Origin of the sequence: Streptomyces sp. NPDC088746, from assembly GCF_044751065.1 — a bacterium.
GTDB lineage: Bacteria > Actinomycetota > Actinomycetes > Streptomycetales > Streptomycetaceae > Streptomyces.
On sequence record NZ_JBIVLA010000001.1, the window covers coordinates 1,407,630 to 1,430,543 of the forward strand.

Sequence of the window (22,914 nt, forward strand, 5' to 3'; positions counted from 1 at the left end):
CCGGATGCCGGACACGGCCGTTGGGGCGGCCGGTGTCCCGGAGGCGCCGTGAGGCGGGTCAGCGCTTGGCGAAGGCGGTGTTCTCGGGGTTGCGGGCCTTGAGCACCAGGTAGGAGACACCGAGGATCAGGCCCCACACCGGTGCGCAGTAGAGCGAGATCCTGGCGTCCTTGTCGATGGCCATCATGACGATGACGAGGCCGATGAAGGCGAGGGCGAACCAGCTGCTGAACGGCGCTCCGGGTGCCTTGAAGGTGGACTGGGGCAGTTCGCCCCGGTCGGCCTTGGCGCGGTAGCGGATCTGGCAGATGAGGATCATGATCCAGGCCCACATGCCGGAGATGGTCGCGAAGGAGACGACGTAGTTGAACGCGTCGCCCGGCCACTGGTAGTTGATCCACACGCCGACGAGCATCAGTGCGGCGGAGAACGTGGTGCCGACCAGCGGGAGGCCGTTCTTCGTCAGCTTGGTGAAGGCCTTGGGGCCCTGTCCGTTGAGCGCGAGGTCCCGCAGCATGCGCCCGGTGGAGTACATGCCGGAGTTGCAGGAGGAGAGCGCCGCGGTGAGTACGACGAAGTTGACGATCGCCGCGCCGATGCCGAGGCCCATCTCCTCGAACGCGGCGACGAACGGCGAGACGCCCGGCTCGAAGGTGCTCCAGGGGACCACGGAGAGGATCATGATCAGCGCGCCGACGTAGAAGACGGCGATGCGCCACGGCACGGTGTTGATGGCCTTGGGCAGGACGGTCTTCGGGTCCTTGGACTCGCCCGCGGTGACGCCCACGAGTTCGACGGCGAGGAAGGCGAACATCACGATCTGGAGGGTCATCAGCGTGCCGCTGATGCCTTCGGGGAAGAAGCCGCCGTCGTTCCACAGGTTGGCGACGGTCGCGGTGTCACCGGCGTCGGAGAAGCCGACCGTGAGGACTCCGGCGCAGATGAGGATCATGCCGAGGATCGCGGTGACCTTGACCATCGAGAACCAGAACTCGAGCTCGCCGAAGAGCTTCACGGAGATCAGGTTGGCACCGTACAGAATGATGGTGAACACCAGTGCGGACAGCCATTGCGGGATATCCCACCAGTACGTCATATAGGTGGCCGCGGCGGTGACTTCGGTGATTCCGGTGACGACCCAGAAGAGCCAGTACGTCCAGCCGGTGACGTATCCGAAGAAGGGGCCGAGGAATTCGCGCGCGTACTCCGAGAAGGAGCCCGACACCGGGCGGTACATGAGGAGTTCGCCCAGGGCGCGCATGATGAAGAAGATGACGAGGCCCGCGATGGCGTACGCCAGGATGAGGCTGGGGCCGGCTCTGTCGATGGCTTTGCCCGCGCCGAGGAAGAGCCCCGTGCCGATGGCTCCGCCGATGGCGATCATCTGGATCTGGCGGGCCCCCAGGCCACGCTGGTAGCCCTCGCCCGCCGGGGCGTCGACGGCCTTCGGGCCGTCCGCCTGTCCGTTGTCGACCTGCGCCGATGTCATGGTGGTGCGCCTTTCTCCACGCCGATCCGCGCCGTCGTCGGCGTCGGATCAGGTCCTGATCCCCCCGGATATGGATGGAGTGCCGCCGGCGTTCGGCCGGCTCGTAGCGCCCCCGGGGACAGGGGTGGCGTCCCCGGGCGGTCGTGAAGATTTATCACGGGTACCCGATGAGGCCACCGGTCATTATGTGGCGCACGCCACAGGAAAAAGCGGACAAGAGTTTCCAGCCGCTGCAAAGAGAGCCATTCAGGTGACAGGATCGTTATTCGGATTTGAGCATCCGTTGAGCGAACCCGTCGGGCCGGCCGGGGTCAGTCGGGCATCAGCGTTTCGACGAGGGTTTCCTGTAGCGCACCGAGCCAGAGATACGCCATCACCATCGGCTTGCGCGGATCGCTGTCGGGGAGCCGGTAGAGCGATCCGTCCTGGCCCTCGTCCTCGTCGGACACCTCCAGGCGGGTGCCGATGGTGAGCCGGAGGTCGTTGAGGGAGCCCAGCCAGTGGTGGCACTCGTCGGGGGTGAGGGTGAGCACCGCGCCGCCGTCCCCCACGGGTGAGAGCGCGTCGAGCGACCGTACGACGGCGAGGGCGTCCTCGCGCTTGCGGGTGCGCAGGTCGTTCTCGGTGAAGCGGCGGAACTCGGCGGAGGCCTCGCGCAGTTCCTTGTCCTCGTCGCCGTACGCCTCGGGGAAGAGCCGGGCCAGGGCGGGGTCGGCCGGCGGTTCGCTGGGCCCCTCGGCGAAGAGGGCGGCGAGCGGGTTCTCGCCCTCGACGGGCTGGTCGCCCGGGCCGATCAGTTCGAGCAGCTGGACGGCGAGGGAGCGCAGGATGGCGACCTCGACCTCGTCGAGCGCGACGGACGCGCCGCCGCCTGGGGTGGCCTGGAATTGGCCGGCCATGAATTCTCCGATGGTGGGTCGGACGGAGGGCAGCGGTCGGGTCAGTTGCGGTCCTGGGTCAGCGTGGCCCAGAGCCCGTAGCCGTGCATGGCCTGGACATCGCGCTCCATCTCCTCGCGGCTGCCGCTGGAGACGACCGCGCGGCCCTTCTGATGGACGTCGAGCATCAGCTTGTGCGCCTTGTCCTTCGAGTAGCCGAAGTAGGCCTGGAAGACATACGTCACATAGCTCATGAGGTTGACCGGGTCGTTGTGCACCAGCGTCACCCAGGGGACATCGGGCTCAGGGACGGCGAAGGTCTCCTCGGCCGATTCGGGACGTTCGATCTCTACGGGGGCAGCAACGCTCACCTACCCCATGCTGCCACCAGAGAGGGCCCCACGCACAAACGGCGCCCCCATCTCGTCAGTTTGACGAATAGGGAGTAGCATCCCCGGCATGAACTCAGCGGACCTTGGGCGACGGGTCGGTGTGCCGTCGACCGCGCTCTTCACCGACCAGTACGAGCTCACGATGGTGCAGGCCGCACTGAAGGCCGGCACGGCGGACCGGCGCTCCGTCTTCGAGGCCTTCACCCGCCGGCTGCCCGAGGGCCGGCGCTACGGCGTCGTCGCGGGCACCGGGCGGGTGCTGGACGCGGTGGAGAACTTCCACTTCGACGACGAGATGCTCGCCTTCCTGCGCGACCAGCACGTCGTGGACGCCCGCACCGTCGACTGGCTGGCCGACTACCGCTTCAGCGGCGACATCTGGGGCTACCCGGAGGGCGAGGTCTACTTCCCGGGCTCGCCGCTCCTTCGGGTCGAGGGGTCCTTCGCGGAGTGCGTGCTCCTGGAGACCGTCATCCTGTCGATCCTGAACCACGACTCGGCGATCGCCGCCGCCGCGTCCCGGATGTCGTCCGCCGCGCAGGGCCGCCGGCTCATCGAGATGGGCGCGCGGCGCACGCACGAGCTGTCGGCGGTGGCCTCGGCCCGCGCCGCGTACATCGGCGGCTTCCACACCACCTCGGACCTGGCGGCCGGCTTCCGCTACAACATCCCGACCGTCGGGACGAGCGCGCACGCCTTCACGCTCCTGCACGACAGCGAGCGGGACGCCTTCCAGGCGCAGGTGGACTCGCTGGGCCGGGGGACCTCGCTGCTCGTCGACACGTACGACGTGACCGAGGCCGTCCGTACGGCGGTGGAGGTCGCGGGGCCGGAGCTCGGGGCCGTGCGGATCGACTCGGGCGACCTGCTGCTCGTCGCGCACCGGGTCAGGCAGCAGCTGGACGAGCTGGGTGCCACGGAGACGAAGATCGTGGTGACGTCCGACCTGGACGAGTACGCGATCGCCTCGCTGGCCGCCGCGCCCGTCGACACCTACGGGGTCGGCACGCAACTGGTCACCGGGAGCGGGCACCCGACGTGCTCGATGGTCTACAAGCTGGTGGCGCGTGCGCGGTCCGCCGATCCGGCCGATCCGCTGCTGCCGGTGGTGAAGAAGTCGCTGGGCGCCAAGTCGTCGAGGGGCGGCCGCAAGTGGGCCGCGCGCCGGCTGGACGAGGCCGGGGTGGCCGAGGCCGAGGTGATCGGCAGTGGAGAGGTCCCGGCGGAGCTGGCGGACCGGCAGCTCCAGGTGGAGCTGGTCAGGGGCGGCGAGGTGCTCGGCCGGGAGCCGCTGGAGACGGCGCGGGAGCGTCACATCGCGGCCCGGGCGGGGCTGCCGATGTCGGCGATGCAGCTGTCCCGGGGGGAGCCGGTGCTGCCCACGGAGTACGTGTGAGGCCCCGGGGTACACGTGACATCTGCTCGCCCGTGCGCCCCCGGCCGCCGGAAGGCCTCCGGCGCGGCCGGAACGGGTTCCTCCGGGACCGGCCCCGCACGGCCGGGCGCGCAGGGGAAGGAGAGCCGATGCGTGTGCCCCCTCCCGCAGGGTGCGCCGAGTCTCTAGGCTCGGTGGCATCCCCACCGCACCGGTCCGCGGAACCCGCAGGAACCCCCACCGAAGGACAACCGTCATGCATCGCGCCTTGATCGTCGTTGACGTTCAGAACGACTTCTGCGAGGGCGGCAGCCTCGCGGTGGCGGGCGGCGCCGATGTCGCCGCCGCCATCACCGACCTGATCGGTGAGGCCCAGCCCGGCTACAGCCATGTCGTGGCCACCCGTGACCACCACATCGACCCCGGGGACCACTTCTCCGTCGCGCCCGACTTCGAGCACTCCTGGCCGCCCCACTGCGTCGCCGGCACGGAGGGCGTGGGCTTCCACCCGAATTTCGCCCCCGCCGTGGCCTCCGGCGCGATCGACACCGTCTTCGACAAGGGTGCGTACGCCGCCGCGTACAGCGGCTTCGAGGGCGTCGACGAGAACGGCACGGGGCTCGCCCAGTGGCTGCGGGACAGGTCCGTGACCGCGGTCGACGTCGTCGGCATCGCCACGGACCACTGCGTGCGGGCCACCGCCCTGGACGCGGCCCGTGAGGGCTTCGCCACGCACGTGCTGCTGGACCTCACCGCCGGTGTCGCCGAGGGGACCACGGAGCGGGCCCTGGCGGAGCTGCGGACCGCCGGCGTGGAGCTGTCCGGCAAGCCGGTCGTCTGACGCGGACCGCCCCGGATACCGGGCCGGCGGCGCTCAGGCCGCCGGGCGGGCCGGTCCCGCGTATCCGGAGGATCCCAGCAGCGCCCGTATGGGGTGCCAGAGCTCCTGGGCGGTCTGCGGCGCCGTGCGCCAGAGCAGCCCGTCCGGGTGGTGCAGCACCGCCGTGATCTCGTCCGGGGTGGGCGGATGCGCGTTGCCCCTGAGGTAGACGGCCCGCAGTCCGAGGTTGCGCAGCCTGGTCAGGGCGCGCGCCCGGTTCACCGCGTGCACCAGCACCCGCACGGGCTCTCCCGGCCCGGGCCCCCCGGCCGGGCCGTTCAGGGTCAGTGCCACCACCACAGTGCCGTTGGGCAACCTGCAGAAACCTCCGCCTGCCATGCTTCGCGCTCCCCCGTAAGACTTCGTGTCAATAAGGATCGGTAGGACGCACCTAAACACGGCCGGCCGCCGCCCCGCTAGAGGGCGACGGCCGATCACGCTTTGACCAGGTGTTTTTCGGACTACTTGCCCGAGGGGCCGACCTTCACGGTCATCGTCGAGCCGCTGAGCGGCTCGTTCACGATGGTGATCCGGGTGTTGGTGTCAGTAACCTTGACACTTCCTGTCGGGTTTTCCTCGTACCAGTAGGTGCCCTTGCGGTCGTCGAAGGCGGGGACGCCCAGCGACGGCTTGATCTTCAGCGGCACGTCCGCGTTGTGCAGCGTGAAGCCCTTGTTCGGGTACCAGCTGAACGGCGCGTCGAAGGGCTGGATCTTGTTGCGCAGGAGCGTGCCGTTCGTCCACTTCAGCGGCTTGGCGTGCGAGTCCACCGGCAGGATCAGACCCTGGCCGGGGTGGACCGAGGTGTTGTTGTCCTTCTGGGAGGTGTCCCAGAGCCAGACCATCAGACCGTTCTGGTACGCGTAGTGCTCGACCCAGTCGGGGCGGGTGGTGGAGAAGCCGAAGTTGTACGGGCCGACCTCGAGGGTCTTGTCGTACGAGACGTACTGGCGGTTCTCGGCGATGTAGTACTGCGGGTAGTCGTTGGTGAACGACTCACCGATGCGCGAGAAGCCCTTGGACGTCCAGCCGTTGTCGTCGCCCTCGGCGCCGTCGGTGAAGAGCGCGGAGCCGTCGGCGGTGACCGTGATGGCGTCGGCCGCGAAGCCCTTGCCGCCCGCGCCGCCGTCCGTCTGGTAGCGGAAGCGGAGGTCGATCTTCTTGCCCGCGTAGGCGTCCAGCGGGAACGAGAGCTTCTTGTACGCGCCGGAGACGTCCGTCAGGGCCGGCTTGTCACTGGCGTCGCGCGGGATGGCCTTGCCGTCGGCCGTGCCGTCGAGCGCGGTCCAGCTGGTGCCGCCGTTCTCGGACACCTCGGTGTAGAGGTAGTCGTAGTCGGCCTCGATGTCGTACCAGCCGGACAGGTCCAGCGAGGCGGACGTCTTGCCCGTGAGGTCGACGGAGCGGGTCAGGGTGTTCGACAGGTCGTCACCCATGTCGCTCCACCACTGCTTGGAGCCCTCCGCGGGCTTCGTGACCGTGGTGGTGACGGCCTTCTCGGGCAGCTCGACGACGAGCGCCTGCTTGTCCTTGGTGTTGTACTCCGAGACCCCCAGCTTGTGGGTCGACTTCGTCGCGGCCTTCGCCGTGTCGTAGTCGAGCCAGCCGAGCTGGAGCTTGTCCCAGGCGGTCATGTCGCCCGGGAGGTTGCCTATCTCGCCGTCGCCGGTGCCGAGCCAGGAGCCCGCCGACATCAGGGACCAGAAGCCGACCGAGTTCTCGCCGCCGCCGGAGGTGTCGTACAGGTCCGGGAGGCCGAGGTCGTGGGCGTACTCGTGGGCGAAGACGCCCAGGCCGCCGTTCTCGGGCTGCGCGGTGTAGTCGCCCACCCAGATGCCCGTGTCACCGATCTCGGCGCCACCGGCCTTGTTGCCCTCGGGGCCCGTCGCACCGGCGTTGGTGCCGTACGCGTACCAGCGGTGCGCCCAGATGGCGTTCGTGCCCTCGGCGCCGCCGCCCGCGGACTCGTCCTCGCCGGCGTGGACCAGCTGGAAGTGGTCGATGTAGCCGTCGGGCTCGTTGAAGTTGCCGTCACCGTCGAAGTCGTAACGGTCCCACTCGTCGTACCGCGCGAGGTCGGCCTTGATCTCGTCCAGGGTGCGGCCCTTGGCCTTCTGGTCGGTCACCCAGGCGTTGACGCCGTCGCGGACGGTGTCCCAGACGTTGGCGCAGTTGGTCGAGCCGCAGTAGTTGGAGCCGTAACGGGCCTCGTTGTACGGGACCTTGACCCAGTCCGAGACCTCGCCGTCGACGGAGTAACGCCCGGAGGACGTCTTCTCGTAGTACGTCTTCAGCGATTCCTTGCCCTTGCCCTCACCGAAGTAGAGGTCCTGGAAGTGGGCCTGGTCGTAATCGGCCTGCCAGGCGGTGCTGTTGTCCTTCGCCGGGTCGGGCTCGGCTATCTCGTTGTGCAGCGGGCCGGGCGTGCCGCCGTACTTCTTGACGGGCGGCTTCGGGCCTTCGCCGTCGGGGTCGAACATCGTGGTGTCGTCGACCTGGTCGCCGAACTCCACGAGGATGGTGAAGATCTTGTCGGTCTTCTCGCGGCCGAGCTCGACGTACTTGCTCTTGCCGAGCTTGACGACCTTGGAACCGCCCTTGGAGGTCACCTTCTTGTCGCCGGACAGGACCTGCTCCAGCGCGGCCTGACGCTGTGCGTCCTGCTCCTTGCTGAAGGGGCCTTCCAGGTCGTGCTCGTGCGCCTTGGCCGGCGCGGGATCGCGGCGGTCCACGATGGAAGCGCCCGAACCTGACGTCCTGTCGTCCGCCTGCGCCGTGGCGAAGGCGGATGCCGTCGCGGCCGTGGCGGCCAGGCACACGGCAACGGCGGTGGCGCGTAGCGCCCGTCTCTGAGTGGTCACTTGATGCAGTCCTCCCCGGCGTTCGCGTCCGCGGCCAGGGGGTGAAATCGGGCCGCGCGCGTTCAACGCGTCACAAGTGACGACATTCGATCGGAGTTATGCGAGAAAAGACAGACCTTGACTTGCACATACCAAGTGCACTATGCGGGAGCCCTTTTCCGGTATCCGGACGTGGGTCCAGGCGGACCCGGGCAGCCGACCGGCGCGCCGAGGGGCCGTCCCGGCGTCGGTGTGACTCAGTGCGCCCCCCGTGCACCGGTACCGTGGGTTAGGTCACGCTTACTACCCGTTCCTCACGGGCATCCACCGTCGTAGAGTCGATTGACAGTGCGAACGTGTTGAGAGACTTCCCTATCCGACGCCCCGAGGACGGATACCGCCATGCCGCGTCCGACTGCCGCACAGCTCTCCTACGGTTCGGCCACCGTCGTCATCTCCGCCCTCGCCCTGCTGTTGCTGTTCCGCACGGAGTCGGGCATCGGTGTCGCCGCCGTCTCCACCGTGGCGCTGGTCCTGGGCCTGCTGGTGGCCCTGGCCCTGCCCGCACGCACGAGGGCCGCCCGGCGGGCGACGGCACCGCCCACCACCGCCCGCACACACCGCACGATCGAGGACATCGAGATCGCCGCCGCCCAGCGGGAGCACATCGGGGAGCACTCCCTGCACCGCTGAGGAGACTCAGGCCGCGGTGACGACCACGGTCTTGCCCGCCTTGTCCTGCAGGCCCTGCCGGTAGGGCTTGTCCGTGAACATCAGCACGATGTTGATGAGCCACCAGAGACACGGGCAGCACAGCAGCGCGGGCAGCCAGAGCACGACGGCCCGCATCAGCGAGGAGCTCGTGTCGGGGACCGAGCCGTCGTTGAGCATCGCGACGCGCATCTTCAGCAGCCGCTTGCCGAGCGTCCGGCCGTCCTTGTGGGTGAAGTACGTGTCGTACGCGACGTAGACCACCAGGCCGATCAGCGACCACACCAGCTGATGACCGGTGTAGGTGTTGCCGATGGCGTTGCCGAAGTCGTCGTTGCCGTCGTCCGAGGACACGTCGACCGCGCCGCCGAAGGGCAGCGAGATCAGGTACAGCGGGATCGAGATGATGAGGAAGTCGATCAACCGCGCCAGGATCCGCTTGCCCGGTTCGGCGAGCGGCGGCATGCCGGCCAGCGGATCCGCGCCACCGTAGGGACCGCCACCGCCGTACGGGTCGCGCGGCGGCGGGGGCGGAGGCGGCCCGCTGTCGTAGGGCGAACCGCTCGACGGGGGCGGAGGCCCCTGCGGCGGCCGCTTCGAGAAGGGGTCGTCCTCGGGCGGCGGCGGAGGCGGTGGTTCGTTACTCATGGGGGCAGTGCACCCCGGCCCGCGAAGGCCCGCAACGGCTGAGGTCCCTTCGGGGGACGGGGCGTCAGCACACGGGCGTACGGGCCGCTTCCGGTCGGTGGCCCCGTGGGAGTCAGCCCGGGTTCTCCAGGGCGTAGAAGGCCATCGGGGAGTTCGGCTGGAATCCGATACGGGGGTACACGGGCGCGCCGGCCGGGGTCGCGTGCAGGGTCGCACGGGTCAGGCCGGTGGCCCGCCCTCCTTCGTACAGCGCCTTGCGCGTCACCGCTTCGCCGTAGCCGTTGCGCTCCCACGCAGGGTCCGTGGCGACAAGCACGACGAAGAGACGGCCCGCGACCTCCACCGTCGCCGCGCACGTCACCGGCACGCCGTCCCGCAGGCCCAGGTAGGCGTGAACCCGGTCCCTCCACATCATGGAGCCCACGAGGCCGTCGCGGCCGTCCTCCAGGGGGAAGCCGTAGGCCTGGGAGTTGAGGTCGGCGTAGGCCCGCAGGTGTTCGCCGGTGGTCACGCGTACGAACGTCAGGTCGCGGTGGGCCGGTTCGGGAAGCGGCAGCAGATCGCCGGCCATACCGGTGCCGGGGAAGGCGTGTGCGAGGCCCGCCTCCGCGGCCGCCGTCCCGAGTGCCTCGCGCGCCTCGCCGGTCAGGAGGTCCTCGAAGACCCACAGGAACCCGGGCCGCTCCTTGGCGCGCATGATCTCCGCCGCCTCCCTCAGCCGTTGCCGAACGAGCTCCGGGGCCGCGCCGACGTCGGTCAGCGTGACGCAGTTCCAGAAGGCGAACCGGGAGTCGGCCCACCGTACGGCGATGCCTGGGAGGTCGCGCACGTCCGCGGCCGCGTCCCGGTCGAGCACCAGCTCACGCCAGCCCACGACGAGCTGCTCCAGCGACTCGACGGCATCCGCGAGATCCTCCACCAGGACTCCTGAGGGGCGTAGAAGGAAGGGCTGAGCGAACGAGCGGGATCTGGAGCCCTCGGGGGCTCCCTCAGCCCGCGACGAACGTACGGGCCGCTTTGTCGTGCCAGCACTGGCGCCACGGGCGGTCGATCAGGCACCAGAGCACGTTGAGCACCCCGACGACGACCAGGCCCAGCACCCCGTACACCAGCCAGCGGCGCAGAGCGGCCCCCAGGGTCGGGGCGTCGTGGGACTCGATGTCCCGCACCTCGAGACCGCACAGCTTCTTGCCCAGTGTGCGGCCCCACTTGGCGGTGGGCAGGGCCTCCAGGACGAAGCCGAGGACCAGGAACGCGGCGAGCACCCCTCCGAACAGTCCGGCCGTGGTCGAGTCCAGGAGCCAGACGGTGACCGTCTCTCCGGAGAGCTTCGCCGCGTCGATCTTCCGGTCGATGTGGTCCATCGCCTGAGTGACCAGCGGGAAGCCGGCCGCGCCGACGAACAGGCCGAGGACGACCGTGTCGATGATCCGGGCGGCCAGCCGCTTGCCGAGCCCGGCGGGCCTGGCCGAGGCCTGGGAGCGGACGAGCTGCTGGAACGGGTCCTCGACCGGGGGCTTCCAGGGCACGACGGGCTGCTGCTGCTCGGGCACCGGGCTCTGCTGCTGGGGCCGCGGCTGCTGCGGACGGGCCGTCTGCTCGGGCTGGGCGAGCTGGTGGACCTGCTGCGCCCAGGAAGCGGAACCGCCGCCGGGGCCCGGGGTCAGGGGTGTGTTCAGCGGCGCCTGCGCCTGCGGCGGGGCGGGGGCCGGTGCGGGCGCCTGCGGCGGGGTGGGCGACGGTGCGGGAGCGGGTGGCTGCTGGGTGGGGCCGGGCGGCACGGCGCGGATCGTCATCGTGCCGTCGGCGGGGGCGGGGCCCTCCTCGCGCGGCCGCGGGGGACGGCTGCCGGACCCCACCGCACGGATCGTGACCGTGCCGTCGGTCGGTGGGCGGCGGCCGGCGTCGCCGCTGCCGCTGCCGGGCCGGTCGACGCGGATGGCGACGGTGCCGTCGGTCACCTCGTCGTTGCCGTCCCGCATGCCGGGCAGGGCGCCGCGCGTCGGGTCCGGGGTGCCGGACTGCCGGGGGTAGGCGGGTGCGCGGTCGGCGGGCGCGTCCGGCGGGGTCACAGGGGCGGGGGCGGCGGGCGGCGTCGGCGTCCCGGATCCGGGCGTGTGCGCCTCGGGCGTACGCGGGTCCGGGCCGCCCCAGGAGACGCGGTGGTCGCGTTCGCCGCCGAAGCCGGTCTGGCGGGAGGTGTCCGCCTGCCAGGCGGTCGCGGGCCTGGGCCGGCCGGGGGCGACGTCCGCCTCACCCCTGCCTGCCCCGGCCTCCCCGCCGGGTGCGTCCGGCGCTTCGGCCTCGTCGAGGTACATCGGCCCGGTCTCGTCCACCGGGGCCTGCCGCTGCGGGGGTGCGTCCGCCGTCGGGGCGGGCGGCGCCGCCGGCGTCGTCCCGCCCTGCTGGGGCGCGGGCCGGCTGGTGCCGGGGACCCACGAAGCGCCGTTCCAGTACCGGACGTATCCGGGAATGGACGGGTCTGGGTAGTACCCCTCGCGGGGGCTTTCGTCACCGGGTGCCGGGGTTGGGGCGCTCATCACCGTGGTCCCGTATCTCTTCGAGGCCTCAATACAAGGGTCCACATCTATCAGACCGCCGAGCACCCCCGGGCCGGTCCTGTCGTTTGGACCACTTTCAGGGTCCAGGGAAGTTTTTCTGGGAAGTCGCGTCATAGACGTCCGTGAGGGCGCTCTCTCCTTGTGCGGACCGGTCACGGGACCGGGCCCTACGAGCATCGGAAGGTCGTGCACCCTCATGCAGAACGCCGTGGAACGCGAACTGGAAGTGAAGCTGGTCCTGTCGCCCGAGCGGTCCGTCCCCGTACCCGCGCGGCTGTCCTACTTCACCGACGACCCGTACGCCGTGCACGTCACCTTCCACATCGGCTCCGAGTCGCCCGTGCACTGGACGTTCGCCCGCGAGCTGCTGGTGGAGGGGGTGTTCCGGCCGTGCGGGCACGGGGACGTGCGGATCTGGCCGACCAGGGTCGAGGACCGGGGCGTCATCTGCGTCGCGCTCACCTCACCCGACGGCAACGCCCTCCTGGAGGTGCCGGCGGGCGCCGTGTCCGCGTGGGTGGAGCGCACCCTGCGGGTGGTCCCGCCGGGGACCGAGAGCGCGCTGCTCGGACTGGACGGAGCCCTCGCCGAGCTGCTCACCCCGCTGCCGGCGGACGACCTGTGGATGAGCGACCCCTGGTCCCAGGACGAGCCGCAGGACGGGGAGGCCTGAGCGGCGGCGTGGGCGGTCGTCAGAACAGCTTGCCGGGGTTGAGCAGCCCGAGCGGGTCGAAGGCGGCCTTGATACCGCGCTGCAACTCGACCCCGACCTCGCCCAGTTCGCGGGCGAGCCACTCCTTCTTCAGGACGCCGACCCCGTGTTCGCCGGTGATGGTGCCGCCCAGTTCGAGGCCCAGCGCCATGATCTCGTCGAAGGACTCGCGGGCCCTGCGGGACTCGTCGGCGTCGGTGTGGTCGAAGCAGACGACGGGGTGGGTGTTGCCGTCGCCCGCGTGGGCGCAGACACCGATGGTGAGCCCGAACTTCTCGGCGATGGCGGCGGTGCCCTCGATCATCGCGCCGAGCCGCGAGCGCGGCACGCACACGTCGTCGATCATCGTGGCGGACTTGACGGTCTCCAGGGCGGGGAGGGACATCCTGCGGGCCTGGAGCAGGAGTTCCGACTCGGCCGCGTCGTCGGCGGGCACGACCTCGGTGGCCCCGGCCGCTGTGCACAGTTCCCCGACGGCGGCCAGGTCGGCCGCCGGGTCGGGCGTGTCGAAGGCACAGAGCAGCAGCGCCTCGGTGGTCTCGGGGAGGCCCATGGAGGCCATCGCGTTGACGGCACGCACAGTCGTACGGTCCATCAGTTCGAGGAGTGACGGAGTGTGCCCCCGCTCCATGATCCGGCACACCGCGTCGCAGGCCGCCGCCGCCGAGGGGAACTCGGCGGCGAGCACGAGCTGCTGCGGCGGCCGGGGCCGCAGCGCGAGGACGGCCTTCACGACGATGCCGAGGCTGCCCTCGGAACCGACGAAGAGCCGGGTGAGGTCGTATCCGGCGACGCCCTTCGCGGTGCGGCGTCCGGTGTTCAGCAGCCGACCGTCGGCCAGGACGACTTCGAGGCCCAGGACGTATTCGGCGGTGACGCCGTACTTCACGCAGCACAGCCCGCCGGACGCGGTACCGATGTTGCCGCCGATCGTGCACATCTCCCAGCTCGACGGATCCGGCGGGTAGTACAGCCCGTGCTCGTCGACGGCACGGGAGAGCACGGCGTTGACGACGCCCGGCTCGACGACCGCGATCCGGTCCACGGGGCTGATCTCCAGGATCCGGTCCATCTTCACCAGGGAGAGCACGATGCAGCCGTCGGAGGCGTTGGCCGCCCCCGACAGTCCGGTCCTCGCGCCCTGGGGGACGACGGGGACCCGCAGAGCGGTGGCGGTCCGCATGACGTGCTGGACCTCCTCGACCGTGCGCGGCAGCACCACCACGGCGGGGGCGCCCGCCTCGCAGAAGCTCGCCATGTCGTGGGCGTACGAGGCGGTGACGTCCGGATCCGTGATCAGCGCCTCGGTGGGGAGACCTGCGCGCAGTCGTTCGAGGAGAGGGTCCATGATCCAAGCGTGGCACCCGGGGCCAATGGTGTGAACCCGTCTGCGGCACCCTTCGCGGAGCGCGATGCGATCTTCGTACTGACGCAGAGTGATGGCCATGGATGCCAAGCCGCAGCAGAACCCGGAGCCGCTCCCCTCCACCCTGCCGCCCCAGGGTGCGACGTCCGTCCCACCGCCCCCCGCGCCGATGCGCACGACGCTGCGCCGGGCCGCGTTCGGCGCGGTGGCGGGAGCCGTGCTCGTGGCCGGGGCGGTGATCGCCGTACCGGGTGACGACGAGGTGGCCGCACCGCCCACGCCGGGGCCCGTGGCGCGGGCCGAGGCCGCGGCGGCGGCGGGTTCCCCGGCGTCCCTGTCCGACCTGACGGCCCTCATCGGCGACCGGCAGAAGTGGGTGGAGACGCACCCCGCGGACGCCCCGTCCTGGGCGGTGCTCGGCACGGCGTACGTGGAGTGGGGCCGGCGGTCCGCGGACACGGCGTACTACACCCGGGCCGAGCAGGCCCTCCAGCGCTCACTGGCCGCGCAGCCGGGCGAACGCGGGAACGTGCAGGCCTGGGTGGGGCTCGGGACGCTCGCCAACGCCCGTAACGACTTCCTCGCCGCGAAGAAGTGGGGCGAGACGGTCCGCGCCCGGCAGCCGAAGGGCTGGGCGGCGTACCCGGTGCTGATCGACGCCTACACCGGCCTCGGCGAGTACGCGGCGGCGGCCAGGGCCACGGAGAAGTTCGGCACCCTGCGCAAGGGCGCCCCCGCCCTGGCCAGGACGTCCGACATGTACCGCAACCAGGGCTGGCGCGAGGACGCCCTGGCCACCGCCCAGGAGGCGGCGGACCACGCCGCCACGCCGGCCGCGAAGGCGGCGGCCCTGCACCGTCTCGGGGACCTCGCCGGCGAGCGCGGGGAGCCGGCGGAGGCCCTCGCGCAGTACGACGCCGCCCTGCGCACCGACCGCGGCCACCTCGCCTCCCTCGCGGGCCGGGCCCGCGCCCTGGCGGCGCTGGACCGCACGGACGAGGCGCTGGCGGACTACCGGACCGTGACGACGAAGCTCCCCCGCCCCGAGTACGTGCTCGAACTGGCGGAGCTGTACGAGTCCCTGGACCTGGACGGCGACGCGCGCACCCAGTACGCGAAGCTCCGCGACCTCCTCACGCGGGCGCGAACGGCCGGGGTCGACGAGTCCCTGACCGAGGCACGCTTCGAGGCCGACCACGGTGACCCGGAGGCGGCGGTGGAGCTGATGCGCACCGAGTGGGCGGCGCAGCGCCGCAGCGCGGCGGTGTCCGACACCCTGGCCTGGTCGCTGCACCGGGCGGGCCGGAGCGAGGAGGCGGTGCAGTACGCGGAGCGGGCGGTGGAGACCGGCGTGCGGGACGCCACGTACGCCTACCACCTGGGCATGATCGAGAGTGCGCTCGGCCAGGACGGCCCGGCCCGCGGTCATCTGGAGGAGGCCCTCCGGACGGACCCGTACTTCTCACCCCTGGCCGCCCCGCTGGCGCAGGAGGCCCTGGACGCGCTGGGTGAGCCGGCGGCGGGCGGCCCCGCGGCGGTGCAGCCGCCCGGAGCGGAGCCCGCGCAGGACCCCGGGAAGCCGGAGGGTGCCGGGAACGAGCCCCGGCCCGAGCCCTCCCCGGAGCCCTCGGCCGAGGCCGGCAAGGAGGCCGACAAGGAGACCGCCAAGGGTGCCGGGGAGGCGGCCCGGCCGCAGCCCGCACCGTCGGCTTCGGCCTCGGCCGCTCCCAGGGCGAGGCCCGGCGCCGCCGCGACCCCGTAACCGCATGCGGAAGGGGCCCTTCTCCCGGCGGGAGAAGGGCCCCTTCGGCGCTGGGGCTACAGGTTGCCGCGCTTCTCCTGCTCGCGCTCGATCGCCTCGAACAGGGCCTTGAAGTTGCCCTTGCCGAAGCCCATCGAGCCGTGCCGCTCGATCATCTCGAAGAAGACCGTCGGGCGGTCCTGGACCGGCTTGGTGAAGATCTGCAGCAGGTAGCCGTCCTCGTCGCGGTCGACGAGGATCTTCAGCTCGCGCAGCGTCTCCACGGGCACGCGGGTCTCGCCCGCCCACTCCCCCAGGGTGTCGTAGTACGAGTCCGGGGTGTCCAGGAACTGCACGCCGGCCGCCCGCATCGCCTTCACGGACGCGACGATGTCGTTCGTGGCGAGCGCGATGTGCTGGACGCCGGCGCCGCCGTAGAACTCCAGGTACTCGTCGATCTGCGACTTCTTCTTCGCGATCGCGGGCTCGTTGATGGGGAACTTGACCTTCAGCGTGCCGTCGGCGACGACCTTCGACATCAGGGCGGAGTACTCGGTGGCGATGTCGTCGCCGACGAACTCCTTCATGTTGGTGAAGCCCATGACCTTGTTGTAGAAGGTCACCCACTCGTTCATCCGGCCCAGCTCGACGTTGCCGACGCAGTGGTCGATGGCCTGGAAGGTCCTCTTGGCGGCCGGCTCGACGATCGGGTCCGCGGCCGTGTAGCCGGGGAGGTACGGCCCGTCGTAGCCGCCGCGCTCGACCAGCGTGTGGCGGGTCTTCCCGTACGTCGCGATGGCGGCCAGGACGACCGTGCCGTGCTCGTCCTTCACCTCGTGCGGCTCGGTGATGCCCCGCGCGCCGTGCTCGACGGCGTACGCGTAGGCCGCGCGGGCGTCGGGAACCTCGATGGCGAGGTCGACCACCCCGTCGCCGTGGGCGTGCACATGGTCGGCGAGGAAGGTGCCCCATTCGGTGGACGCCTTGATGACGGAGGTGAGGACGAAGCGGGCGGAGCCGTTGGTCAGGACGTAACTCGCGGTCTCGCGGCTGCCGTTCTCCGGTCCGGAGTAGGCGACGAGCTTCATGCCGAAGGCGGTCGAGTAGTAGTGCGCCGCCTGCTTGGCGTTGCCCACAGCGAAGACCACCGCGTCCATTCCCTTGACCGGGAAGGGATCGGCCTGCCGGGCGGTGTCGGGCGTGGTGTGCACAGTCTCAGTCATGTCCGAAGGTTCCCGCCGCTCCGCAAGGTGCGCAACAGTTCGCGGATCCACTGGTCAATCTGTACACCCGGACGCGAGGATGGGCGGGCTGTCCGTGCAGGCTGACCATCGGGAGACGGATCATGGCGATCGATCGACTGGACGGCTGGCTCATCGTGCTGCTGGCCCGGGAGCCCCGCATCGGTGTGCTCGAGGCGTCGCGGCGTCTCGGGGTGGCGCGCGGGACTGTGCAGGCGAGGCTGGACCGTCTTCAGTCCAATGGCGTCATTCGCGGCTTCGGCCCGGACGTGGACCCGGCGGCCCTCGGCTACCCCGTCACCGCGTTCGCCACGCTGGAGATCAAGCAGGGTCAAGGCGCCGACGTACGGGCCCATTTGAGCAGCGTGCCGGAGGTGCTGGAACTGCACACGACGACGGGTCAGGGGGACATGCTCTGCCGACTCGTGGCCCGCTCGAACGCCGATCTCCAGCGGGTGATCGACCTGGTCCTCGGCTTTGATGGCATCGTCCGGGCCTCCACGGCGATCGTCATGGAAAATCCGGTGCCCCTGCGTATTATCCCGCTGATTGAGCAGGCTGCAGAGGACACCGACTGAGCCGAGGGAGCAACATGTGAACTTCTGGGAGTATGTGGGCACGAGGCACCAGCAGTTGCTCACGGACGCGTTCCAGCACGTCAGCGCCGTCTTCCAGTGCATGGTCATCGCCACCGTCCTCGGCGTCCTGATCGGTGTGGTCAGTTACCGCAGCGGCTGGGGCGGTGCCCTGGCGATCACCTCCACCTCGGCGATCCTCACCATCCCGTCGCTCGCGGCGATCGGCCTGCTGATCCCGCTGGTCGGCCTCGGGGTCCCGCCCACCGTGATCATCCTGACCCTGTACGGGCTGCTGCCCATCGTCCGTAACTGCATCGTCGGGCTGCGCGGGGTGGACCCGTCCCTCGTCGACGCGGCGAAGGGCATCGGGATGTCCCGCACGAGGCGGCTGTTCAAGGTGGAGCTGCCGCTCGCGTGGCCGCCCATCCTCACCGGCATCCGGGTCGCCACCCAGATGCTGATGGGCATCGCCGCCATCGCCGCGTACGCCTCGGGTCCCGGTCTCGGCAACGAGATCTTCCGCGGACTCGCCTCACTCGGAAGCGCCAACGCCATCAATCAGGTCCTCGCCGGCACGATCGGCATCGTCATCCTCGCCCTGCTCTTCGACGCCGCGTACGTACTGCTCGGGCGGCTCACCATCCCTAGGGGGATCCGTGCCTGAGACCGCCACCGGGTCGACGGAGTCGGCCCCGCCCCGCCCGGCCACCTCGGGCGCGACGATCCAGCTGGAGAACCTCTCCAAGTCCTACCCCGGGAACCCCAGTCCCGCCGTGGACAACGTGTCCATGGACATCAAGGCCGGTGAGACGGTGATTCTCGTGGGCCCCTCGGGCTGCGGGAAGTCCACCACGCTGAAGATGATCAACCGCCTGATCGAGCCGACGTCCGGGCGGATCAGGATCAACGACGAGGACGTCACCGACATGGACCCGGTGAAGCTGCGCCGCAAGATCGGTTACGCCATCCAGTCCTCCGGTCTCTTCCCGCACATGACGGTCGCGGAGAACATCGCCCTCGTGCCGAAGATGACCGGCTGGTCGAAGTCCGGGGTGAAGGACCGGGTCGAGGAGATGCTCGATCTGGTCGGTCTCGACCCCCGGGAGTTCCACGGGCGGTACCCGCGCCAGCTCTCCGGCGGCCAGCAGCAGCGTGTGGGCGTGGCCCGGGCACTGGCCGCGGACCCGCCGGTGCTGCTGATGGACGAGCCGTTCGGGGCGGTCGACCCGATCACCCGCGATCACCTCCAGGACGAGCTGATCCGGCTCCAGCACGAACTGCACAAGACGATCGTCTTCGTCACCCACGACTTCGACGAGGCCATCAAGCTGGGCGACCGGATCGCGGTGCTGCGGGAGCGGTCGCACATCGCGCAGTTCGACACCCCCGAGGCCATCCTGACCAACCCGACGGACGACTTCGTCTCGGGGTTCGTGGGGGCGGGCGCGGCCCTGAAGCGGCTCAACCTCACCCGCGTACGGGACGTGGGGATCGCCGACTTCCCCACGGTGACCGTCGAGGACCCGCTCCAGTCGATCTTCAACAAGCTGCGCGACGGCCAGCACAACGAGCTGCTGATGCTGGACCGCCGCAACCGTCCGTACAAGTGGCTGCGGCGCGGCGACCTGATGCGGGCCAAGGGTTCGCTCGCCAGGGCCGGGCAGCTGGTGCACGACACGGTGACCCGGGACGCGACGCTGCACGACGCGCTGGAGGCGGTGCTGACCGACAGCGGCGGGCGGGTCGCCGTGACGGGGCGGCGTGGTGAGTTCATCGGCGTCGTCGACATGCACACGCTGCTGAACTCCGTGCAGGAGCTGCTGGAGGCCGACCGGCTCGCCGCGATGGAGCACCGGCACGACCTGGAGGAGTCCCGGTCCCATCAGACGGAACAGGAGCTCGAGGGCGGTGGCAGCGGTCTATGACCCCCAGCCGTCAAGTATCCCCGAAGGACGCACGGCCACCCGGCGAGCACGACGTCCAGGGACATGCCTTCCGTGACGAGGAGTCGGAGCCCAGCCCGCCGCCTTCGGGTCCGGCGCGGAGGATCACCTGGCAGAAGCTCGTGCTGGTGCCGGCCGTCTGCGCCGTCGTCCTCGTGGTGACCTATCTGTGGATCTCCAACGTCGACCTCGACTCGATCGCGGAGAACTCCCTGGCCGGCGACAACGTCGAGGTCCGCTGGTGGCAGCACGTCAGGCTGACCGCGATCTCCACCTTCTGGGTGCTGATCATCGCCATTCCGGTCGGCATCGCGCTGACCCGGCGCGGCCTGAAGAAGGCCGCCCCCTGGGTCACGGCCCTGGCCAACATCGGCCAGGCGACGCCCGCGATCGGGCTGCTGGCGCTGCTGGTGATCTGGCTGGGCATCGGCCCGTCGACCGCCATCACCGGCATGGTGATCTACGCGGTCCTGCCGGTCCTCTCCAACACGGTGGCGGGGCTGAACCAGATCGAACCGACGCTGGTGGAGGCTTCCAAGGGCATCGGCATGTCTGCCATGGGCACCCTCACGAAGGTCGAACTGCCGCTCGCGGTCCCGCTGATCCTGGCGGGCGTTCGCACCGCACTGGTGCTCAACGTGGGCACGGCGACCCTTGCCACCTTCGGCGGCGGCGGCGGTCTCGGTGACCTGATCACCTCGGGCATCCAGACGCAGCGCATGCCCGTGCTGCTGCTCGGTTCCGTACTGACGGTGGTGCTGGCACTGCTGGTGGACTGGCTGGCATCGCTGGTCGAACTGTGGCTGACGCCGCGCGGACTGGAGGAAGCGTGAGGGTACGTACGGGCCTGGCATCGGGGGCCGCGCTCGCCCTCCTGCTCACGGGGTGCGGGCTGAAGAGCGGATCACCGCTGGTGGACGAGGTGCGACCGGGGTCCATCGGGAAGGGGCAGCCGCTCAAGGGCGCGTCGCTGACGGTGACCTCGAAGAACTTCAGCGAGAGCATCATCCTCGGCCAGATCATGGGACTGGTCTTCAAGGCGGCCGGCGCCGAGGTTCTCGACCGGACGAACCTGCCGGGGTCGATCAGCGCGCGCGAGGCGGTCGTGAAGGGCGAGGCGGACGCGCTGTACGACTACACGGGTACGGCGTGGATCACCTACATGGGCCATGCCGAGCCGATCGTCGACCCGCAGAAGCAGTGGAAGGCGGTCCGCGACGAGGACATCGGCAACGGCGTGACCTGGCTGCCGCCGTCCACCCTCGACAACACCTACGCTCTGGCCATCAGCAAGAAGAACAACGCCAAGTACAAGCTGAAGACGCTCTCGGACGTGGCCGAACTGGCCAAGAAGGACCCGAAGGCGGTGACGGTCTGCGTGGAGAACGAGTTCGCCTCGCGGGACGACGGGCTGCCGGGCATGCAGAAGAAGTACGGGATGAAACTGCCGGCCTCGAACATCCAGAAGATGGACGCCGGGATCATCTACACCCAGGTCTCGAAGTCCAACTCCTGCCTGCTCGGCGAGGTGTACACCACCGACGGCCGCATCAAGGCGATGAACCTGGACGTCATGGAGGACGACCTGCAGTTCTTCCCCAACTACAACGTCGCACCGGCCATTCACACGGCGACTCTCGACAAGTACCCCGAGATCGCCGAACTCCTGGCCCCCCTCACCGGGAAGCTGACGACGCCGCTCGCGCAGGAGCTGAACTCCAAGGTCGACGTGGACGGCCAGGACCCGCACGAGGTCGCGAAGGACTGGCTGGTGAAGGAAGGATTCATCAAGGAGGGCTGAGCGGAACGGAGACTTCCGAAGAAGTCGGGCTGTGAACTCGCCATGCCGGTGGGCGGGCTGGCGGCGGGCCTGCTCGTCGAAGGGATGGGCGCGCCGGGAGCGCTGCTGGCGATGGGCGGGGTGTACTTCCTGGCGACGCTGAGCCCGCTGGTCTTTCCCGCCTGGCGCACCATGGAGGGTCCGGAGCCGCAGGTCAGCAGCCCGGAACCTTGCCCCCCTCGTCCAGGGCCCGTAGCGAGGACACCGCGCTCTTCAGCGTCGTGACGGAGATCAGCCGCAGCCCGTCGGGCCGCTCGGCCTTCGCCTGCTTGCACTCGGCCTTCGGCACCAGGAAGACGGTCGCACCGTCCCGCCGGGCGGCCTGCGTCTTGAGGCTGACCCCGCCGACCGCGCCGACCGTGCCGTCGGCCTCGATCGTCCCCGTACCCGCGATGGTGCGGCCGCCGGTCAGGTTGCCTCCGGAGCCGTTGTCCGAGAGTTTGTCGATGATCCCCAGGGAGAAGAACAGGCCCGCGCTCGGACCGCCGACATCGGCGAGGTGCAGGGTGATGTCCACCGAACCGGGCTTCATGTCCAGGTAGTTCAGGGCCGCGTCGACGGCGACGTTCTGCGACTCCTCCATGTCCTGGAGGTTGTGCTGCTCGATCTCCTTCTCGGAGTCGCCGGTCGGATAGACGGAGTCCCGCGGCATGACCGCCCGGTCCGTCCTGAACCAGCTGTCCACCACGTCCCCGACGCCGATGTCGGCCGTCGGCGACGTCGCGAGGATCGTGGTCATCAGCAGCTTGCCGTCGGTGGGGTGGCTCGGCGCGCCCTTGACCGTGATGACCGGTGTCCCCTTGTCGTCCCCGAGGACGTCCGCAGTGGTGCCGGGCTGCGCCACGGTGAACGGCAGCGGCGCGAAGGCGGCCGTACCGAACAGGGCGAGGACGGGCAGCGCGCAGAGGGCGAGAACGCGGGGGCGAGAGAAACGAATGGCCACCCGCCCAATCTAACCGCCGCACGCCTCCGGCTCCGACCGCCCCGGCGCCACCGGGGCCGGCCGGGCCCGCACCGCGGCGCCTGTCTGACGCGGCGCGGGCGCTCGTGCTAACGCAGCGCGTCGGCGACCTCACGAGCCGCGTCAAGGACCCTCGGCCCGACCCGTTCCGGTACGGCATCCGCGAGCATGACCACACCCACACTTCCTTCCACACCCGAGACCCCGACCAGCGGCGCCGCAGCCCCGCAGGCACCGGCTTCGAGCTCGCCCTGGGTGAGGGTGTAGCCCGGGTGGTCGACCGTCTTCTGCCGGGCGGTGAGGATCGCCCGGCCCGCGGCGCCCCTGTCCAGTGCGTGACGGAAGCCGGCCCGGTAGGCCACGTGGTAGTCGGTCCAGGTCGGCTCGACGACGGCGACCGCGAGCGCGTCCGACCCGTCGACGAGCGTGAGGTGGGCGGTGGCCCCTATGTCCTCGGCCAGGGAGCGCAGCGCGGGCAGTGCCGCCTCCCTGACGAGCGGGTGCACCTGACGGCCCAGGCGCAGCACGCCCAGACCCACTCGGGCCCGGCCGCCCAGGTCACGCCGGACGAGCGCGTGCTGTTCCAGGGTGGCGAGCAGTCGGTAGACCACGGTGCGGTTGACGCCGAGTTTGTTCGACAACTCGGTGACGGTCAGGCCGTGATCGGTATCGGCGAGCAGTTTGAGGACACGCAGTCCCCGGTCGAGCGTCTGAGAAGTCTCCGCGGTCACGACGCCCTCTCCCTCGTGGTGAGCGGG

General features: G+C 70.3%; 22 protein-coding genes and 1 pseudogene. 11 read left to right on the top strand and 12 right to left on the bottom strand.

Annotated elements, in window-relative coordinates; genetic code table 11:
* Window positions 1–58: 58 nt before the first annotated feature.
* From ACIP63_RS06660 to clpS, 3 genes are all read right to left on the bottom strand, one after another.
* On the bottom strand, window positions 59–1,489 hold the full coding sequence (locus ACIP63_RS06660; RefSeq protein ID WP_401512025.1) for an amino acid permease: 1,431 nt from the start codon (window positions 1,487–1,489) through the stop codon (window positions 59–61).
* Window positions 1,490–1,800: 311 nt separating this feature from the next.
* A complete protein-coding gene (locus ACIP63_RS06665) occupies window positions 1,801–2,388 on the bottom strand; it encodes a DUF2017 domain-containing protein (protein ID WP_401512026.1) in 588 nt (195 codons plus the stop codon).
* 41 nt (window positions 2,389–2,429) lie between these two features.
* Complete coding sequence (gene clpS, locus ACIP63_RS06670; RefSeq protein WP_031100168.1) at window positions 2,430–2,738, bottom strand: ATP-dependent Clp protease adapter ClpS; 309 nt, start codon at window positions 2,736–2,738, stop codon at window positions 2,430–2,432.
* An 88-nt stretch (window positions 2,739–2,826) separates the two neighbouring features.
* Here clpS and ACIP63_RS06675 point away from each other — a divergent pair, with 88 nt between their 5' ends.
* Together ACIP63_RS06675 and ACIP63_RS06680 are read left to right on the top strand one after the other, a co-directional pair.
* A complete protein-coding gene (locus ACIP63_RS06675) occupies window positions 2,827–4,155 on the top strand; it encodes a nicotinate phosphoribosyltransferase (protein ID WP_401512028.1) in 1,329 nt (442 codons plus the stop codon).
* A 235-nt stretch (window positions 4,156–4,390) separates the two neighbouring features.
* Window positions 4,391–4,975 carry an isochorismatase family protein gene (locus tag ACIP63_RS06680; RefSeq protein ID WP_362926948.1) on the top strand — a complete coding sequence of 195 codons (585 nt, stop codon included), beginning with the start codon at window positions 4,391–4,393 and terminating at the stop codon, window positions 4,973–4,975.
* 33 nt (window positions 4,976–5,008) lie between these two features.
* Here the strand turns inward: ACIP63_RS06680 and ACIP63_RS06685 are convergent, their stop codons facing one another.
* Both ACIP63_RS06685 and ACIP63_RS06690 read right to left on the bottom strand, forming a co-directional pair.
* Window positions 5,009–5,353: a hypothetical protein gene (locus ACIP63_RS06685; protein ID WP_401512030.1), complete on the bottom strand. Its 345-nt coding sequence runs from the start codon at window positions 5,351–5,353 to the stop codon at window positions 5,009–5,011.
* Between the two features lie 122 nt (window positions 5,354–5,475).
* Window positions 5,476–7,875: an immune inhibitor A domain-containing protein gene (locus tag ACIP63_RS06690; protein ID WP_401512032.1), complete on the bottom strand. Its 2,400-nt coding sequence runs from the start codon at window positions 7,873–7,875 to the stop codon at window positions 5,476–5,478.
* A 381-nt stretch (window positions 7,876–8,256) separates the two neighbouring features.
* Here ACIP63_RS06690 and ACIP63_RS06695 point away from each other — a divergent pair, with 381 nt between their 5' ends.
* Entirely contained in the window at window positions 8,257–8,547 is a 291-nt protein-coding gene (locus ACIP63_RS06695; protein ID WP_401512034.1) for a hypothetical protein, read from the top strand.
* 6 nt (window positions 8,548–8,553) lie between these two features.
* Here the strand turns inward: ACIP63_RS06695 and ACIP63_RS06700 are convergent, their stop codons facing one another.
* The 3 genes from ACIP63_RS06700 to ACIP63_RS06710 all read right to left on the bottom strand — a co-directional run bounded on the left by ACIP63_RS06700 (window position 8,554) and on the right by ACIP63_RS06710 (window position 11,753).
* Window positions 8,554–9,213, bottom strand: a complete 660-nt coding sequence (locus tag ACIP63_RS06700) for an RDD family protein (protein WP_401512035.1) — start codon at window positions 9,211–9,213, stop codon at window positions 8,554–8,556.
* A 112-nt stretch (window positions 9,214–9,325) separates the two neighbouring features.
* Entirely contained in the window at window positions 9,326–10,132 is an 807-nt protein-coding gene (locus ACIP63_RS06705) for a GNAT family N-acetyltransferase (protein WP_401512037.1), read from the bottom strand.
* 70 nt (window positions 10,133–10,202) lie between these two features.
* On the bottom strand, window positions 10,203–11,753 hold the full coding sequence (locus ACIP63_RS06710; RefSeq protein WP_401512038.1) for an RDD family protein: 1,551 nt from the start codon (window positions 11,751–11,753) through the stop codon (window positions 10,203–10,205).
* A gap of 217 nt (window positions 11,754–11,970) precedes the next feature.
* Here ACIP63_RS06710 and ACIP63_RS06715 point away from each other — a divergent pair, with 217 nt between their 5' ends.
* The gene (locus ACIP63_RS06715; RefSeq protein WP_401512040.1) at window positions 11,971–12,447 is read left to right on the top strand and encodes an SsgA family sporulation/cell division regulator; all 477 of its coding nucleotides are present in this window, start codon (window positions 11,971–11,973) and stop codon (window positions 12,445–12,447) included.
* Between the two features lie 19 nt (window positions 12,448–12,466).
* Here ACIP63_RS06715 and ACIP63_RS06720 read toward each other — a convergent pair whose 3' ends face one another.
* Complete coding sequence (locus ACIP63_RS06720) at window positions 12,467–13,834, bottom strand: FAD-binding oxidoreductase (protein WP_401512042.1); 1,368 nt, start codon at window positions 13,832–13,834, stop codon at window positions 12,467–12,469.
* Window positions 13,835–13,931: 97 nt separating this feature from the next.
* Here ACIP63_RS06720 and ACIP63_RS06725 point away from each other — a divergent pair, with 97 nt between their 5' ends.
* Window positions 13,932–15,614, top strand: coding sequence for a hypothetical protein (locus ACIP63_RS06725; RefSeq protein WP_401512044.1), 1,683 nt, complete (start codon window positions 13,932–13,934; stop codon window positions 15,612–15,614).
* A 56-nt stretch (window positions 15,615–15,670) separates the two neighbouring features.
* Here ACIP63_RS06725 and hppD read toward each other — a convergent pair whose 3' ends face one another.
* Window positions 15,671–16,816 (bottom strand): 4-hydroxyphenylpyruvate dioxygenase, encoded by a 1,146-nt coding sequence (gene hppD, locus ACIP63_RS06730; RefSeq protein WP_401512046.1) that lies wholly within the window; start codon window positions 16,814–16,816, stop codon window positions 15,671–15,673.
* A 122-nt stretch (window positions 16,817–16,938) separates the two neighbouring features.
* Here hppD and ACIP63_RS06735 point away from each other — a divergent pair, with 122 nt between their 5' ends.
* The 6 genes and pseudogenes from ACIP63_RS06735 to ACIP63_RS06760 form a co-directional block, all read left to right on the top strand.
* On the top strand, window positions 16,939–17,412 hold the full coding sequence (locus ACIP63_RS06735; RefSeq protein WP_401512047.1) for an Lrp/AsnC family transcriptional regulator: 474 nt from the start codon (window positions 16,939–16,941) through the stop codon (window positions 17,410–17,412).
* A 16-nt stretch (window positions 17,413–17,428) separates the two neighbouring features.
* Window positions 17,429–18,076 (top strand): ABC transporter permease, encoded by a 648-nt coding sequence (locus ACIP63_RS06740; RefSeq protein ID WP_401512049.1) that lies wholly within the window; start codon window positions 17,429–17,431, stop codon window positions 18,074–18,076.
* Window positions 18,069–19,337 carry an ABC transporter ATP-binding protein gene (locus ACIP63_RS06745; protein WP_401512051.1) on the top strand — a complete coding sequence of 423 codons (1,269 nt, stop codon included), beginning with the start codon at window positions 18,069–18,071 and terminating at the stop codon, window positions 19,335–19,337. The genes ACIP63_RS06740 and ACIP63_RS06745 overlap by 8 nt, the downstream gene beginning before the upstream one ends.
* Entirely contained in the window at window positions 19,334–20,188 is an 855-nt protein-coding gene (locus ACIP63_RS06750; RefSeq protein ID WP_401512053.1) for an ABC transporter permease, read from the top strand. The genes ACIP63_RS06745 and ACIP63_RS06750 overlap by 4 nt, the downstream gene beginning before the upstream one ends.
* The gene (locus ACIP63_RS06755; RefSeq protein WP_401512054.1) at window positions 20,185–21,156 is read left to right on the top strand and encodes a glycine betaine ABC transporter substrate-binding protein; all 972 of its coding nucleotides are present in this window, start codon (window positions 20,185–20,187) and stop codon (window positions 21,154–21,156) included. Before ACIP63_RS06750 ends, ACIP63_RS06755 begins: the two co-directional genes overlap by 4 nt.
* 24 nt (window positions 21,157–21,180) lie before the next feature.
* Window positions 21,181–21,420 (top strand): annotated as a pseudogene (locus ACIP63_RS06760) (hypothetical protein); the annotation flags it as partial.
* Here ACIP63_RS06760 and ACIP63_RS06765 read toward each other — a convergent pair.
* Together ACIP63_RS06765 and ACIP63_RS06770 are read right to left on the bottom strand one after the other, a co-directional pair.
* Window positions 21,350–22,138 carry a S16 family serine protease gene (locus ACIP63_RS06765; RefSeq protein ID WP_401512056.1) on the bottom strand — a complete coding sequence of 263 codons (789 nt, stop codon included), beginning with the start codon at window positions 22,136–22,138 and terminating at the stop codon, window positions 21,350–21,352. The pseudogene ACIP63_RS06760 and the gene ACIP63_RS06765 sit on opposite strands and share 71 nt — an antisense overlap.
* A 107-nt stretch (window positions 22,139–22,245) precedes the next feature.
* Entirely contained in the window at window positions 22,246–22,887 is a 642-nt protein-coding gene (locus ACIP63_RS06770) for an IclR family transcriptional regulator (protein WP_104786256.1), read from the bottom strand.
* Window positions 22,888–22,914 lie beyond the last annotated feature (27 nt).

What these genes read in the sequence shown, in the direction of transcription:
- ACIP63_RS06660 (WP_401512025.1), bottom strand. Translation starts at nt 1,489, where the DNA reads ATGACATCGGCGCAGGTCGACAACGGACAGGCGGACGGCCCGAAGGCC.
- ACIP63_RS06665 (WP_401512026.1), bottom strand. Translation starts at nt 2,388, where the DNA reads ATGGCCGGCCAATTCCAGGCCACCCCAGGCGGCGGCGCGTCCGTCGCG.
- ACIP63_RS06675 (WP_401512028.1), top strand. Translation starts at nt 2,827, where the DNA reads ATGAACTCAGCGGACCTTGGGCGACGGGTCGGTGTGCCGTCGACCGCG.
- ACIP63_RS06680 (WP_362926948.1), top strand. Translation starts at nt 4,391, where the DNA reads ATGCATCGCGCCTTGATCGTCGTTGACGTTCAGAACGACTTCTGCGAG.
- ACIP63_RS06685 (WP_401512030.1), bottom strand. Translation starts at nt 5,353, where the DNA reads ATGGCAGGCGGAGGTTTCTGCAGGTTGCCCAACGGCACTGTGGTGGTG.
- ACIP63_RS06695 (WP_401512034.1), top strand. Translation starts at nt 8,257, where the DNA reads ATGCCGCGTCCGACTGCCGCACAGCTCTCCTACGGTTCGGCCACCGTC.
- ACIP63_RS06700 (WP_401512035.1), bottom strand. Translation starts at nt 9,213, where the DNA reads ATGAGTAACGAACCACCGCCTCCGCCGCCGCCCGAGGACGACCCCTTC.
- ACIP63_RS06710 (WP_401512038.1), bottom strand. Translation starts at nt 11,753, where the DNA reads ATGAGCGCCCCAACCCCGGCACCCGGTGACGAAAGCCCCCGCGAGGGG.
- ACIP63_RS06715 (WP_401512040.1), top strand. Translation starts at nt 11,971, where the DNA reads ATGCAGAACGCCGTGGAACGCGAACTGGAAGTGAAGCTGGTCCTGTCG.
- ACIP63_RS06720 (WP_401512042.1), bottom strand. Translation starts at nt 13,834, where the DNA reads ATGGACCCTCTCCTCGAACGACTGCGCGCAGGTCTCCCCACCGAGGCG.
- ACIP63_RS06725 (WP_401512044.1), top strand. Translation starts at nt 13,932, where the DNA reads ATGGATGCCAAGCCGCAGCAGAACCCGGAGCCGCTCCCCTCCACCCTG.
- hppD (WP_401512046.1), bottom strand. Translation starts at nt 16,816, where the DNA reads ATGACTGAGACTGTGCACACCACGCCCGACACCGCCCGGCAGGCCGAT.
- ACIP63_RS06735 (WP_401512047.1), top strand. Translation starts at nt 16,939, where the DNA reads ATGGCGATCGATCGACTGGACGGCTGGCTCATCGTGCTGCTGGCCCGG.
- ACIP63_RS06750 (WP_401512053.1), top strand. Translation starts at nt 19,334, where the DNA reads ATGACCCCCAGCCGTCAAGTATCCCCGAAGGACGCACGGCCACCCGGC.